The organism is Daejeonella sp. (assembly GCF_046590655.1).
Classification (GTDB): domain Bacteria; phylum Bacteroidota; class Bacteroidia; order Sphingobacteriales; family Sphingobacteriaceae; genus Daejeonella.
Genome location: NZ_JBKJUM010000130.1, coordinates 1 through 12,558 on the forward strand (window position 1 = coordinate 1; position 12,558 = coordinate 12,558).

Annotated in this window: 12 protein-coding genes and 2 pseudogenes; 12 read left to right on the forward strand and 2 right to left on the reverse strand. The window is 39.8% G+C overall.

Translation table 11 applies throughout. From position 1 onward, the window contains the following. From ACLL8Z_RS12050 to ACLL8Z_RS12070, 5 genes and pseudogenes are all read left to right on the forward strand, one after another. Window positions 1-522, forward strand: a pseudogene (locus ACLL8Z_RS12050) (malate dehydrogenase); the annotation flags it as partial. A 68-nt stretch (window positions 523-590) separates the two neighbouring features. Beyond that, window positions 591-1,028 (forward strand): aspartyl protease family protein, encoded by a 438-nt coding sequence (locus tag ACLL8Z_RS12055; protein WP_411275040.1) that lies wholly within the window; start codon window positions 591-593, stop codon window positions 1,026-1,028. Between the two features lie 43 nt (window positions 1,029-1,071). Further along, window positions 1,072-1,974 (forward strand): hypothetical protein, encoded by a 903-nt coding sequence (locus ACLL8Z_RS12060; protein WP_411275041.1) that lies wholly within the window; start codon window positions 1,072-1,074, stop codon window positions 1,972-1,974. Between the two features lie 15 nt (window positions 1,975-1,989). Further along, on the forward strand, window positions 1,990-2,874 hold the full coding sequence (locus ACLL8Z_RS12065) for a hypothetical protein (protein ID WP_411275042.1): 885 nt from the start codon (window positions 1,990-1,992) through the stop codon (window positions 2,872-2,874). A gap of 213 nt (window positions 2,875-3,087) precedes the next feature. Then, window positions 3,088-3,744, forward strand: a pseudogene (locus tag ACLL8Z_RS12070) (transposase); the annotation flags it as partial. A gap of 203 nt (window positions 3,745-3,947) precedes the next feature. On the opposite strand, the gene gyrB reads toward ACLL8Z_RS12070, so the two are convergent. Then, window positions 3,948-5,906 carry a DNA topoisomerase (ATP-hydrolyzing) subunit B gene (gyrB, locus tag ACLL8Z_RS12075; RefSeq protein ID WP_411275043.1) on the reverse strand — a complete coding sequence of 653 codons (1,959 nt, stop codon included), beginning with the start codon at window positions 5,904-5,906 and terminating at the stop codon, window positions 3,948-3,950. Window positions 5,907-6,069: 163 nt separating this feature from the next. Between gyrB and ACLL8Z_RS12080 the strand changes: the two genes are divergently transcribed. Both ACLL8Z_RS12080 and ACLL8Z_RS12085 read left to right on the forward strand, forming a co-directional pair. Further along, window positions 6,070-6,663 (forward strand): OmpH family outer membrane protein, encoded by a 594-nt coding sequence (locus ACLL8Z_RS12080; protein WP_411275044.1) that lies wholly within the window; start codon window positions 6,070-6,072, stop codon window positions 6,661-6,663. 89 nt (window positions 6,664-6,752) lie between these two features. Further along, entirely contained in the window at window positions 6,753-7,232 is a 480-nt protein-coding gene (locus ACLL8Z_RS12085; protein WP_411275045.1) for a nucleoside deaminase, read from the forward strand. 36 nt (window positions 7,233-7,268) lie between these two features. Here ACLL8Z_RS12085 and ACLL8Z_RS12090 read toward each other — a convergent pair whose 3' ends face one another. Then, window positions 7,269-7,661, reverse strand: coding sequence for an RNA-binding S4 domain-containing protein (locus ACLL8Z_RS12090; protein ID WP_411275046.1), 393 nt, complete (start codon window positions 7,659-7,661; stop codon window positions 7,269-7,271). A 68-nt stretch (window positions 7,662-7,729) separates the two neighbouring features. On the opposite strand from ACLL8Z_RS12090, the gene ACLL8Z_RS12095 reads away from it, so the two are divergent. From ACLL8Z_RS12095 to ACLL8Z_RS12115, 5 genes are all read left to right on the forward strand, one after another. Beyond that, window positions 7,730-8,548, forward strand: a complete 819-nt coding sequence (locus ACLL8Z_RS12095; protein WP_411275047.1) for a 2,3,4,5-tetrahydropyridine-2,6-dicarboxylate N-succinyltransferase — start codon at window positions 7,730-7,732, stop codon at window positions 8,546-8,548. Window positions 8,549-8,666: 118 nt separating this feature from the next. Continuing rightward, the gene (locus tag ACLL8Z_RS12100) at window positions 8,667-9,782 is read left to right on the forward strand and encodes a glycosyltransferase family 4 protein (protein ID WP_411275048.1); all 1,116 of its coding nucleotides are present in this window, start codon (window positions 8,667-8,669) and stop codon (window positions 9,780-9,782) included. Next, on the forward strand, window positions 9,769-10,335 hold the full coding sequence (locus ACLL8Z_RS12105) for an L-threonylcarbamoyladenylate synthase (RefSeq protein ID WP_411275049.1): 567 nt from the start codon (window positions 9,769-9,771) through the stop codon (window positions 10,333-10,335). Before ACLL8Z_RS12100 ends, ACLL8Z_RS12105 begins: the two co-directional genes overlap by 14 nt. A gap of 87 nt (window positions 10,336-10,422) precedes the next feature. Further along, on the forward strand, window positions 10,423-11,835 hold the full coding sequence (locus ACLL8Z_RS12110; RefSeq protein WP_411275050.1) for a CCA tRNA nucleotidyltransferase: 1,413 nt from the start codon (window positions 10,423-10,425) through the stop codon (window positions 11,833-11,835). Between the two features lie 66 nt (window positions 11,836-11,901). After that, a complete protein-coding gene (locus ACLL8Z_RS12115; RefSeq protein WP_411275051.1) occupies window positions 11,902-12,546 on the forward strand; it encodes an IS1096 element passenger TnpR family protein in 645 nt (214 codons plus the stop codon). The last annotated feature ends 12 nt before the right edge of the window (window positions 12,547-12,558 follow it).

Sequence of the window (12,558 nt, forward strand, 5' to 3'; positions counted from 1 at the left end):
ATTCTCGGAATGGGTGGAGCACTGGATTCTGCCAGGTTTAAATATTACCTGAGCGTTGAATTAGGATGCTCACCAGCTGATCTTAATGCAGTCGTAATTGGTGGACACGGCGATACCACAATGATTCCATTGATTCACCATGCTACTTGGAATAGTATTCCTGTCACCCAACTTCTTTCAAAGGAGCAACAGGAAAAGGTAGTTTCTTCGACCATGGTGGGAGGAGCTACATTAACCAAACTCATCGGTACTTCTGCATGGTATGCTCCAGGTGCAGGAACCGCAGCAATGGTTGAAAGTATTGTACGAGATGAAAAACGTCTTATATCCTGTGGTGTAGCTCTGGATGGCGAATACGGACAGAAGGATATTTCTCTCGTAGTGCCTGTAATAATCGGGAAAAATGGTTGGGAAAAAATTCTTGACTTCAAGTTGTCTGATGTTGAGCAAGCTGAATTTACAAAAAGCGCTGACGCAGTCCGGAATATGAATCAGGTATTGCGCGATTCAAATTTAATTTAGGGAAGTTGGTCTCTGTTTGTTTGCGACCAAACTAGACCATGGCCTGTGAGCTATTGGCCATGAGACAGATGAAAAAAATAACAGTTCCATTAGCACTAATAAATCTTCATGAGGATGGCTTCCACCTTTTGGTGGAAGTTGTCATTTTCGGGAAAAAATTTAATGCGGTATTGGATACAGGCGCATCGAAAACGGTGCTCGATAAAGCAACTATCGAAAAATACATCACTTCGGAGGAGCTGAAGCAATCGGAAAAACTTTCAACGGGTTTAGGCACCAATACGATGGAAAGTTACACTTTTGTACTTCCGCGACTGAAAATCGGAAAGCTTAAACTGAAAAACTTTGAAGCAGCAGTTTTAGATCTCTCAACAATTAGCACAGCTTATGAATCTCTTAATCTACCGCCAGTAATTGGCGTATTAGGAGGTGATATCCTCTACAGTCACTGCGCTGTGATTAATTACGAAAAACTGGTACTAAAACTTTTACCCGGCCGCCTTTAATAAATCGACTAAAAATCACTAACTTGATTTAAATTTCTATAGCATGAGATGGCTCTCCGTGTGTATCATAATGTTTTTTGGTTTCCAAACCTCATTTTCTCAAAATATTCAGGGAAGGTGGATCGGAAAAGTAACACAGACTCCCGGTGGATACAGCGAACTTTACGATCTTGAGCTGGAACTAACCCAGCGGAAAACTATATGGGGCGAATCTTATGCCTTTGAAGGTGACTCAGTCCGAATACGTTTCGGCCTTTCCGGTTATATTGCCAAAGATAGTATACATCTGAGTGAAAGCCTCGGTTGGATTCGTGAAGACAAGGTTCCATTTAGCTGGGTCGCTTGTGTAAAGCAATTTGTCCTGGCATATCGCAAGGAAGGAAGTTTCGAGTACCTTGAAGGGAGGTGGAATGGAGTTGGAACAGATGATCTTTCGAAACCCTGTTTCCCGGGGAAAGTTATCCTCTCTAGAACAATTGAAGGGTTGAATAACTTTCTAGAAGATCACAAAGATTCACTTGTTGTTACTGAGCCCATGTTAATAGCCAACATTAACCCTCCTATTCCCAACTTCAGTCCCATATTTCTTAATACTGAACCTAAAAAAATCACCGAAATCGTCGTGACGCAACCTGATCTTCAAATCCAGATTGTCGATTATATGAAGGTGGATAACGACACAGTTTCTGTCTACTTAAACCGAAACTTGCTTGCGAAGAATATTCGTATTGCCAAAAGACCAGCCTTACTCAATTTTAAACTCGATACCCGGCTTGAATTACATGAGATTTTATTATATGCTGAAAATCTCGGACAGGTTCCACCTAATACTTCAGAGTTGATTCTAATTGATGGGGAGAATCGGCACCGTGTTATGATAGTTTCTGACAAGGAAAAAACAGCGGCGGTTTATCTTAGATACAAGCCAAAAAAGAAAAATAAATAAACGCTATCGGTCGAAATGAAAAAATTACATGTACTTGTTTTATTTCTCTTCGCAGGCTCAACTTTGTTTGCTCAGGATTACAAAGGAATTTGGACGGGTTATTTGCGTGCTGAGGTATATGACGTTACGGTACTAAATATGCAGTATATATTGCATGTGAAAGACCAAAACCAAAACATTGTGAGCGGAAAAGCATATTTGTATCGAAACAACCCGTTAAAGGCGGAAGGAGCACTCGATTTTATTGGTGTAATTAAAGGTTCCGAGCTAAAGATTAAAGAACTTAAAATCCTTTATTCGAGAATTCCGGCGGATACAACCAGGTTTCTTTGTATTAAAAACCTAGAATTATCTCTTTCCCAGGAAAAAGGCGTAGAAAACCTGAGCGGCACCTTTACCGGAGCTGGAGAAAATACTATAGCCTGCTATCCTGGAAAAGCGTATTTGGAACGCTTCAGCAAAGATAATCAGGATGATATTCCACCAAATTTACTTACGAACCTTTTGTTGGACGACCGCGATCCGAATGTTTTTATGCAAACAAAACTAGCCCGGCCCATTGTGCTTGAAGTCACCAATAATGTGATCGAACTAGAAATTGGTGATTACTTGCGGGAAGACGGCGATATAATCTCAGTTTACCATAACAGGCGGCAGTTTATAAAGAATTTACCGATAGTAAATGCAAAGTCTGTTCATACCCTCCGGCTGAACCGCGATACTGAACTGCATGAGATCATACTTTATGCGGAGAACTTAGGTCGAATTCCTCCGAACACCTCCACGTTAAAAGTGTTTGATGGTTCAAAAGAACATCTGATTCAAATTACATCGAGTAAACAGGTCAGTGCGGTAGTTTATTTACGGTACAATCCTGCACAGAAAAGCCCTTCAAAATAATCGAGGGCACTGAAAAAGTCCGGTAGTTTTTATCTGGTAATAAAGGAGTAGAAAGCATATGTTTTCTGCTCCTTTATTTGTACTTTAAAGTGGAAATAAGAATACTTTAGATGTTAGCCCAACAACAAAAAATCAAATTCAGTGCGTTTTCAGGGTTGTATGATCTGATCGTACCCAAGGATAATCTTCTTCGCAAGATCAACGAACTGATCGACAGAAGAACGGATTATCACGGCCGCTGTGGTTACCTCAGGAGAAAAAGGGGACGGCCCGGAACTTCCCAGACTTTTGGAAATTAGTCAAAACAACGGTATTGAAGTAGAGACAATTATTGGGGATGCGGCTTATTCGGGGAAGGAAAACCTTGCCATAGCGACCGGGCAGGACATCAATGTCGTAGCCAGACTGACCCCTGCCATAGCCCAGGGTGCAAGAAAGGAAGAAGAGAAGTTCGATTATAATAAAGATGCTGGAATGTTTGTCTGTCCCGCCGGCCACTTGGCCATCCGACGAGCTCGTCAGGGGAAAAAGAACAGAGGAAAGAACCAGTCAGAGGTCTATTACTTTGACGTTGAAAAATGTAAAACCTGTCCATTGAGTGAGAATTGTTATAAAAGCGGGGCAAAAACCAAGACCTATTCGGTAACTATAAAATCAGACATGCACTTGCAGCAGATCGCTTTTCAAGAGACTGATCATTATAAACAGAAAGCAAAACATCGGTATAAGATTGAAGCAAAGAACAGTGAGTTGAAAAACGTTCATGGCTACCACCGAGCAATATCTTATGGAATTGGAAATATGCAAATGCAGGGAGCATTGGCGATTTTTACAGTGAATCTGAAAAGAATCATCAAACTAACTAGCTAAGTCAGTAAAACAAAAGAAAACATTCTTTACCCAACCTCAGCTATTAATTACCAGTACTACACGGTTCTCAATCTCAGTCAGCAAAATAGAAAAAGCGGCTAGGTAAAAAGTAAATTTACCAAGCCGCTTTAAAGGTCGACTCCCAAAAGGAAGCCTTTTTCAGTGCCCTCCAATAAAGTGAAGTGCTTTTCTAGCTTTCGTTATTAAATATCTATTCTGGCATACTTTGCATTCTTTTCTATGAATTCACGTCTGGGAGCTACCTCATCACCCATTAGCATCGAAAAAATATGATCGCATTCTGCGGCATTCTCAATCGTAACTTTTCTTAACGTCCGTGTTTCAGGATTTAAAGTAGTGTCCCACAACTGCTCAGCGTTCATTTCACCTAAACCTTTGTATCGTTGAATTCCAACGCTTTCTTCTTTACCGCCTCCTTTTAGACGCTGTACCGCCGCATCTCGCTGATCATCATTCCATGCGTATTCGAATTCCTTACCCTTCTTAACCTGATACAATGGAGGTGCTGCGATATAGATATAACCATACTCTATAAGCTCTTTCATATATCGGAAAAAGAAAGTAAGTATAAGAGTTGTGATGTGTGAACCGTCAACGTCAGCATCAGTCATGATTATAATCCGGTGGTAACGAAGCTTTTCCATATTGAGCGCTTTGGCATCTTCTGCCGTACCTATACTTACCCCCATAGCGGTAAACATATTCTTGATTTCGTCATTCTCGTAAATCTTATGCTCCATCGCTTTTTCCACATTCAGGATTTTACCTTTCAATGGAAGGATGGCCTGAAAATTTCGATCACGTCCCTGCTTTGCGGTACCACCCGCCGAATCTCCTTCTACAAGATATAGTTCACATGCTGCGGGATCATTATTTGCACAATCAGCAAGCTTGCCCGGCAGTCCTGATCCGCCCATTACCGTTTTGCGCTGAACCATTTCACGTGCTTTTCTAGCTGCCGCTCTTGCAGTAGCAGCCAGAATAACCTTGTTGACAATCATCTTAGCCTCACGAGGGTTTTCTTCCAGGTAATTCCCAAGAATTTCACCTACCGCAACATCTACTGCACCCATTACCTCATTATTGCCTAATTTGGTTTTAGTCTGGCCCTCAAACTGGGGTTCTTGCACTTTGACCGAGATCACAGCTGTTAACCCCTCACGGAAGTCATCACCTGTGATCTCAATCTTCATATTTTTTAACATGCCCGATTTTTCCGCATATGCCTTGAGCGTACGTGTTAAACCTCGGCGGAAACCTGCCACGTGCGTACCACCCTCATGAGTATTGATATTATTTACATAAGAGTGTACATTTTCAGTGTAGGTATCGTTGTATTGAAGAGCCATCTCAACCGGAATGCCTTGTTTAATTCCTTCCACATATATTGGTTCCGGAATAATTGAATTACGCATTCCATCAAGATATTTTACAAATTCTTTCAACCCACCTTCCGAATAGAAATCCTCTTTAAGTAAAGATCCATCTTCCAAAATTTCACGCTCATCAGTCAGTGAGAGACGAATTCCCTTATTTAAGTAAGCGAGTTCCCGCAGGCGCGCTGCCAGAGTATCAAATTTATATTCTGTAGTAAGTGTGAAAATTTCGGGATCGGGATGGAAAGTCACGATAGTGCCCGTTTTATCACTTTCACCAATAACTTTAACATCAAAGAGAGGCTTTCCACATTCGTATTCCTGCGTAAATATTTTGCCTTCACGATGAACGATCACCTTTAATGGCTTCGAAAGTGCATTTACACAACTCACACCTACACCGTGAAGCCCGCCGGATACTTTGTAGGTATCCTTATCGAATTTACCTCCCGCATGAAGAACGGTCATTACAACCTCTAGTGCAGACTTCTTTTCCTTGGTGTGCAATGCAGTTGGGATACCCCGGCCATTATCACTGACAGTAACAGAATTTCCTTTATGGATAATAACATTTATGTCAGTGCAATACCCCGCAAGAGCTTCATCGATTGAATTATCAACTACCTCGTAAACCAGGTGATGCAATCCTTTAAAACCTGTGTCGCCAATATACATGGACGGCCGTTTTCTAACCGCCTCCAGCCCTTCTAATACCTGTATATTATCCGCTGAATAATTAGACTTATCTACTGTTTCTTCGCTCATATTTTAATATAACAACTTGTACCAAAAATAACGATTTTAGCCGGAAAATACTACATTGTGGATAAAAATAGCCCATACTTTTATCCCTTAGATTTCCATCAAATTAAATGATTGGGATACTTGGATTGAAAGATTATATTTGCTTAAATTTTTAATAAAAAACATGAAGAAAATATTGACAAATTTAAGTAAAGTGGCGGCTGCGCTTGTGATTGCAGTAGCAATAATATCTTGCGGTAAAGAACAGCCTAAATCTAATACCTCAGTAACAACGTCGACTATTAATAAATCGGAAGCAATCGTCTTTGTAAACTCCGATTCCCTGCTAAATAACTACGAGTATTTTAAAGACGTAAAGAATGTTTTTCAGGAGAAATCTAAAAAAGCCCAGTCAGATCTTACAGCAAAAGGGACAGCATTTCAGAAAGAAGTAGCCCAATATCAGCAAAGCGCAGCAAACCTTAGTGCTGATCAGCGCACAAATACCGAACAACGCCTTGCGAGAAAGCAACAGGAATTAGCTGCATATAATCAAAATGCCGGTAACGCACTTGCAAATGAAGAAGCAGTAGAAAATGAAAAATTATATAACAAAGTTTCAGAATTTTTGAAGGGTTATGCTAAAACCAAAGGTTATAAAATGGTTTTAACCTATTCAAAGGCTAACCCGACAGTCTTATTTGCTGATGAAAGTCTGGATGTAACCACGGACGTCTTGGCAGGTTTAAATGGTGCTTATAAAAAGGATAAGAAGTAATTATCCATAGGAAATTTATTTCAACCCCAGCTTGACTGGGGTTTTTTAATGCAACTATTTCTAGAGTTTTTCAATAAAGATTATAAGATATGGAGAGCAAGGAACATGAAAAATTTATGCGATTGGCAATTCGGGTATCGGAAGGAAATGTCAGAAGTGCTTTGGGTGGACCCTTTGGCGCGGTCGTCGTAAAGGATGGAAAGATGGTTGCAAGGAGTGCAAATAAAGTTACTACTACATTAGATCCTACCGCGCATGCAGAAATTTCTGCCATTCGGATGGCGTGCAAAAAACTTAAGACCTACGATCTAAGTGGCTGTGTAATTTATACGAGTTGTGAACCATGCCCCATGTGCCTGAGTGCAATTTATTGGGCGCATATCGACAAGATTTTTTATGCAAATACCAAACAGGATGCAAATCTGATTGGGTTCGATGATCAATTTATTTATGATGAAATAGCCTTACCAATGAGTAGTCGAAAACTAAGCATTCATCAGATTTTAAGAGACGAAGCCCAGGCAGCGTTCCGGCTTTGGGATCAATCCGAGATGAAAATCAAATACTGATTCATGCCAACTGTCCACTCTCAACTCAACTGTCGACTAATCAAACCAACCTTCTTGCAGGTCGTCAATCTCCCTCCTATCTCTTTTCGTAGGCCTGCCTGCACCCCTATCCCGGCTTAAGTTCGGTGTGTGGAACATTGACTTATAAGAAGTTGTATCTTCCACTGGAGTTAAATCTTGATAAAACGTTACGGCAGTCTTTGCATCTACCCGTCTTTCTAAAAGACCGATAACTTTTATTATCTTTTTATCCGGACCTCTTTGAACGGTATACTCCTCACCTACTTTTACAATATGAGAGGGTTTAAGATTCTGTCCTGTCATTTTAATCCTTCCTGATTTGCAGGCTTCAGTAGAAATACTGCGTGTTCTAAATGCACGAATCGCCCATAAGTATTTATCTACCCGCAATTTTTCATTTTCAGCCATGTCAGCAAATTTACATATCCTTCAGGAATTTGCCAGAAAATTCCCTTAATTTGGCTCAAAATTACAGTATGACCACCGAATTGAAAAAACTAATAGAAACTGCCTGGGATGACCGCACGCTTATCACATTTAAAGAATATAGAGACGCCATTGAACGCGTTATTTTACATCTTGATAAAGGAGAATTGCGTGTTGCAGAACAAATCGGCACACGCTGGCATGTTAACGATTGGATCAAAAAAGCAGTCATCCTTTATTTCCCAATAAGAGAAATGAAGGAAATTGTAGTTGGGCCTTTTGTTTTTCATGATAAAATGAAACTGAAGACTGATTATAAAGCGACAGGTGTTAGAGTTGTTCCTCATGGCATTGCACGTTATGGTGCATACCTGGCGAAAGGAGTGATCATGATGCCTTCTTACGTCAATATTGGCGCTTATGTAGATGAGGGTACCATGGTAGATACCTGGGCTACTGTGGGGTCATGTGCTCAAATTGGAAAACATGTGCATTTGAGTGGTGGCGTTGGAATCGGTGGAGTTTTGGAACCTGTTCAGGCATCCCCGGTAATAATTGAAGACAATTGTTTCATTGGATCACGTGCCATTGTTGTTGAAGGCGTGCATGTTGAGAAAGAAGCTGTGTTAGGTGCTAATGTAGTTTTGACTGCTTCAACCAAGATAATAGATGTTTCTGGTAAGGAACCGATAGAATATAAAGGTATAGTGCCTGCCCGATCAGTAGTGATACCAGGCTCTTACGCCAAAAAGTTTCCTGCCGGTGAGTACCAGGTACCTTGTGCACTTATTATTGGAAAAAGAAAAGAATCTACCGACAAAAAAACCTCCCTTAATGATGCATTAAGAGAAAACAATGTCGCGGTCTAAATTTAATTGTAACCGGAATTTGATATATTATAAAACCTGCATGAGTGTACTCCTCATAAAACAAATTAATATAATCTCATGCAAACTTCATTGCCATTAAAAAATAAATTAAGTTCTGATGAAAGTAGGTTTTGATGGCAAGCGTGCAACCCAGAATATTACTGGCTTGGGAAACTATAGCCGGTACCTGATACGCTTGTTGACCAAGTTCCACCCACACAATCAATTTCTTATTTATGCTATAACTATTCCTCCTCCGGAACTGGCAATTTCTGAAGTGGAGTACCGATACCCTGGGAAACAATTAATTAAATCGTACTGGCGGAGTTTTGGCATTATCAAAAACCTCTTACGTGATAATATAGACCTCTTCCACGGCTTAAGCAATGAAATTCCATATAGCTTAAAAACAGCGGGGATACCAACGGTGGTCACTATTCATGATTTAATCTTTATAAGATACCCACAGTATTATTCCTTTATAGATCGCCTTATTTATAAATATAAATATCGTTATGCTGCTTTGCATGCAGACAAAGTTATCGCGATTAGCAAACAGACTAAACAAGATCTGATGCACTATTTTGGTGTAAACGAAGATAAAATAGAAGTGATATATCAGGACTGTGACGTAATTTTTCACCAGCAGGTCACTTCTTTAATGAAAGATGAAATAAAAAAAAAATATCAGCTCCCCGAAAAATACCTCTTAAATGTGGGGACGATAGAAGAGCGCAAAAATTTAATGCTTATAGCGAAAGCACTTTTAAGAATTGACAATATCCATCTTGTGGTAGTTGGAAGAGAGACAAAATACACTCTAACAGTTAAGCAATTCATTAAGCAAAATCAGCTTTCAGAGCGTGTGCATTTTCTGCACAATGTGGCTCATTGTGATTTGCCAGCTATATACCAGCATGCCGAACTTCTTATTTATCCGTCCAGATTTGAGGGCTTTGGAATTCCAATTGTTGAAGCATTACATTCGGGAATACCCGTCATAGCTGCGAAAGGTTCCTGCCTGGAAGAAGCTGGTGGACCCGGTAGCATTTATATAGACCCTGACGATGATGTAGAATTGGCAAAACAGGTCAAAGGCATCATCGACAACAACGAGACGAAAATGAAAATGGTGAGAATGGGGAAACAATACCTAGACAATTTTAAGAGCAAGCTTATTTCTGACCAAACTATTCACCTTTACCAAAATGTAATTGATAATGCTAAGAGATGAAGTAAGCAAAGCATTCGAAGTTTTGAAAGAAGGAGGTCTGATCCTCTATCCTACTGATACGATCTGGGGTATTGGCTGCGACGCTACCAATGCGGAAGCTGTAGACAAAGTTTTTAAGCTAAAAGGGCGTTCTGGTGAGAAAAGCCTCATCATACTACTTGACTCACATAGCAAACTTCAAAGTTATATCAAGGAAGTACCCGAAATTGCCTACGACCTTATAGAATTCGCGGAAAATCCGTTGACGATAATATATACAGGTGCAAAAAATCTCGCTTCAAATGCAATAAGCGGGGATGGCACAATAGGCGTCCGGATTGTGAAGCACGAATTCTGTACACAACTTCTCCAACGGTTCCGGAAACCTTTAATCTCCACGTCAGCAAACATCAGTGGCGAATCGTCACCTGCAAGTTTCTTTGACATTAGCCCTTTGATAAAAGACGGGGTAGATTACATAGTTAATTGGGACCAGCACGTCGTCACGGGCGCCAAACCATCTACAATAATAAAGCTTGAATCAGGCGGCAAGTTTTCCTTTATCAGGAAATAAGGCAATTCGAATCTAATTATAGTTCTGCTTTGCCGATATTTGTTTTGAGAGTAAAAGTCCTCATTTATTGAAAGGATCAAAATTGATATGAAAGAGTACTTACTTAATCCTATTTTTAAAAAGCTCAGCTTTATTGCAGAGGATACTAACGACGAGATATACGTTATCGGTGGATTTGTAAGGGATATTTTTTTACAACGGCCTTCAAAAGATATTGATATACTCGTAATAGGTAATGGAATTAAATTTGCAGAAGCAGCGGGAAAAGTTCTCCACTCAAAGGTTTCAATCTTTAAGAATTTTGGTACTGCTATGCTGCGTTGTGGAGACCTCGAGATAGAATTTGTGGGAGCTAGAAAAGAATCTTATCGGACGGAATCGCGAAAGCCAATTGTAGAAAATGGGACGCTTGACGATGATCAGAAAAGACGTGACTTTACAATCAATGCAATGGCCTTTGGTTTGAATAAGTCAAACTTCGGCATATTATTAGACCCTTTTGAAGGAATCAAGGATATTGAGAGAAGTCTAATAAGGACACCACTTGATCCTAAAATTACATTTTCGGACGATCCACTGAGAATGCTTAGAGCGATACGCTTTGCTTCGCAATTGGGTTTTAACATTCATGAAACAGCACTTCACGCAATTAAGGCAAATTGTGAGCGCATAAGAATTGTGTCTGTGGAAAGGATCACAGATGAACTGAACAAGATCATACTTTCCCCTAAACCATCATTAGGATTCACACATTTGTTTGATACAGGATTATTAAAAGTGATATTTCCACTGATGGCGGACTTGCATGGTGTTGATATCATAGAAGGTAAGGCACACAAAGACAATTTCTATCATACGTTGCAGGTTTTAGACAATATTTCAGAGAACACGAACGACTTATGGCTACGATGGGCGGCAATATTACATGATATTGCCAAGCCTGCAACAAAGCGTTTTGAAACCGGGCACGGATGGACATTTCATGGACATGAAGACAGAGGTGCACGGATGGTACCGAAAATTTTCGCACAATTAAAGTTACCGCTGAACGAAAAGATGAAAATGGTACAGAAACTTGTACAACTTCACTTGCGTCCCATCGTACTTGCCCAGGATGTCGTCACCGATTCGGCGGTTAGAAGACTGTTATTTGAGGCAGGTGAAGAAATTGACGGCTTGATGCTTCTATGCAGTGCTGACGTCACCACAAAAAATGAATTTAAAGTCAAAAAATATAGGCGTAACTTCGAAATGGTCACAAAACGTCTCAAACAAGTCGAGGAAAGTGACCAGATTAGAAACTGGCAGCCCCCAGTTAGCGGGGAAGATATTATGCTGGCATTTAATTTGCGGGCTGGAAGGGAAGTTGGTATAATAAAAAATCAAATCAGAGAAGCAATTTTGGAAGGTGAAATTAAAAACAATCGGAAAGAAGCACTACTATATATGTATGAAAAGGGCAGGGAAATTGGACTGGTTCCAGTTGAAATGAATACATAATATTTTATCAAAATCCATAAACCGTTTTTTCAAATCGTATTTTTGTATTTAATTTAATAATTAGTAATGGCGATATATAGATTTAGAGTGTCTTTCGAGGATTATGATGACGTAGAACGTGATATTGACATCAAATCAAACCAGACTTTTGAGGATCTTCACAGAGCCATTCATGGATCTACTGGATATAAAGTAGAGGTTTCCTCTTCATTTTATGTTAGTAATGACCAATGGATAAAAAACGAAGAAATTGCATTTTTGCCTAATCAGCGAAAAATTAATAATGAAGTTGCCTTAATGGAAAATTCAAAGCTGAGTAGTTTCATTGATGACCCTCATCAAAAGTTCTACTACATCTATAATTTTGAACGTCCCTTTGATTTCCACGTAGAATTAATTAAAATAATGCTCAACGAGGAATCTGGCAAAAGCTATCCACAAATATCGCGAACGCTGGGTGAAGCACCCAAAATTGCGGGTTCAGGAATTATATCGGCAGCGGAGGCTGTCGTATCAGATGATTTTGATTTCCTTAATGAGGAAGATTTTCAGCCTGAAGATCCAGAGGATCTGGAACAAATGACTGACATAGGCATTAATACAGATCAGCAGCTTGTAAATGTTGATGATGAAGAAAAAGATGAATTTATGGATGAATTCTCTGACAATGAGGGTTATGATCCGGATGACCTCCAAAAAGATGATTATTAATTGGTGAAGGAA

Excerpts from the sequence above, each read along its gene's own strand:
- ACLL8Z_RS12055 (WP_411275040.1), top strand. The coding sequence starts at position 591 with ATGAAAAAAATAACAGTTCCATTAGCACTAATAAATCTTCATGAGGAT.
- ACLL8Z_RS12060 (WP_411275041.1), top strand. The coding sequence starts at position 1,072 with ATGAGATGGCTCTCCGTGTGTATCATAATGTTTTTTGGTTTCCAAACC.
- ACLL8Z_RS12065 (WP_411275042.1), top strand. The coding sequence starts at position 1,990 with ATGAAAAAATTACATGTACTTGTTTTATTTCTCTTCGCAGGCTCAACT.
- gyrB (WP_411275043.1), bottom strand. The coding sequence starts at position 5,906 with ATGAGCGAAGAAACAGTAGATAAGTCTAATTATTCAGCGGATAATATA.
- ACLL8Z_RS12080 (WP_411275044.1), top strand. The coding sequence starts at position 6,070 with ATGAAGAAAATATTGACAAATTTAAGTAAAGTGGCGGCTGCGCTTGTG.
- ACLL8Z_RS12085 (WP_411275045.1), top strand. The coding sequence starts at position 6,753 with ATGGAGAGCAAGGAACATGAAAAATTTATGCGATTGGCAATTCGGGTA.
- ACLL8Z_RS12090 (WP_411275046.1), bottom strand. The coding sequence starts at position 7,661 with ATGGCTGAAAATGAAAAATTGCGGGTAGATAAATACTTATGGGCGATT.
- ACLL8Z_RS12095 (WP_411275047.1), top strand. The coding sequence starts at position 7,730 with ATGACCACCGAATTGAAAAAACTAATAGAAACTGCCTGGGATGACCGC.
- ACLL8Z_RS12100 (WP_411275048.1), top strand. The coding sequence starts at position 8,667 with ATGAAAGTAGGTTTTGATGGCAAGCGTGCAACCCAGAATATTACTGGC.
- ACLL8Z_RS12105 (WP_411275049.1), top strand. The coding sequence starts at position 9,769 with ATGCTAAGAGATGAAGTAAGCAAAGCATTCGAAGTTTTGAAAGAAGGA.
- ACLL8Z_RS12110 (WP_411275050.1), top strand. The coding sequence starts at position 10,423 with ATGAAAGAGTACTTACTTAATCCTATTTTTAAAAAGCTCAGCTTTATT.
- ACLL8Z_RS12115 (WP_411275051.1), top strand. The coding sequence starts at position 11,902 with ATGGCGATATATAGATTTAGAGTGTCTTTCGAGGATTATGATGACGTA.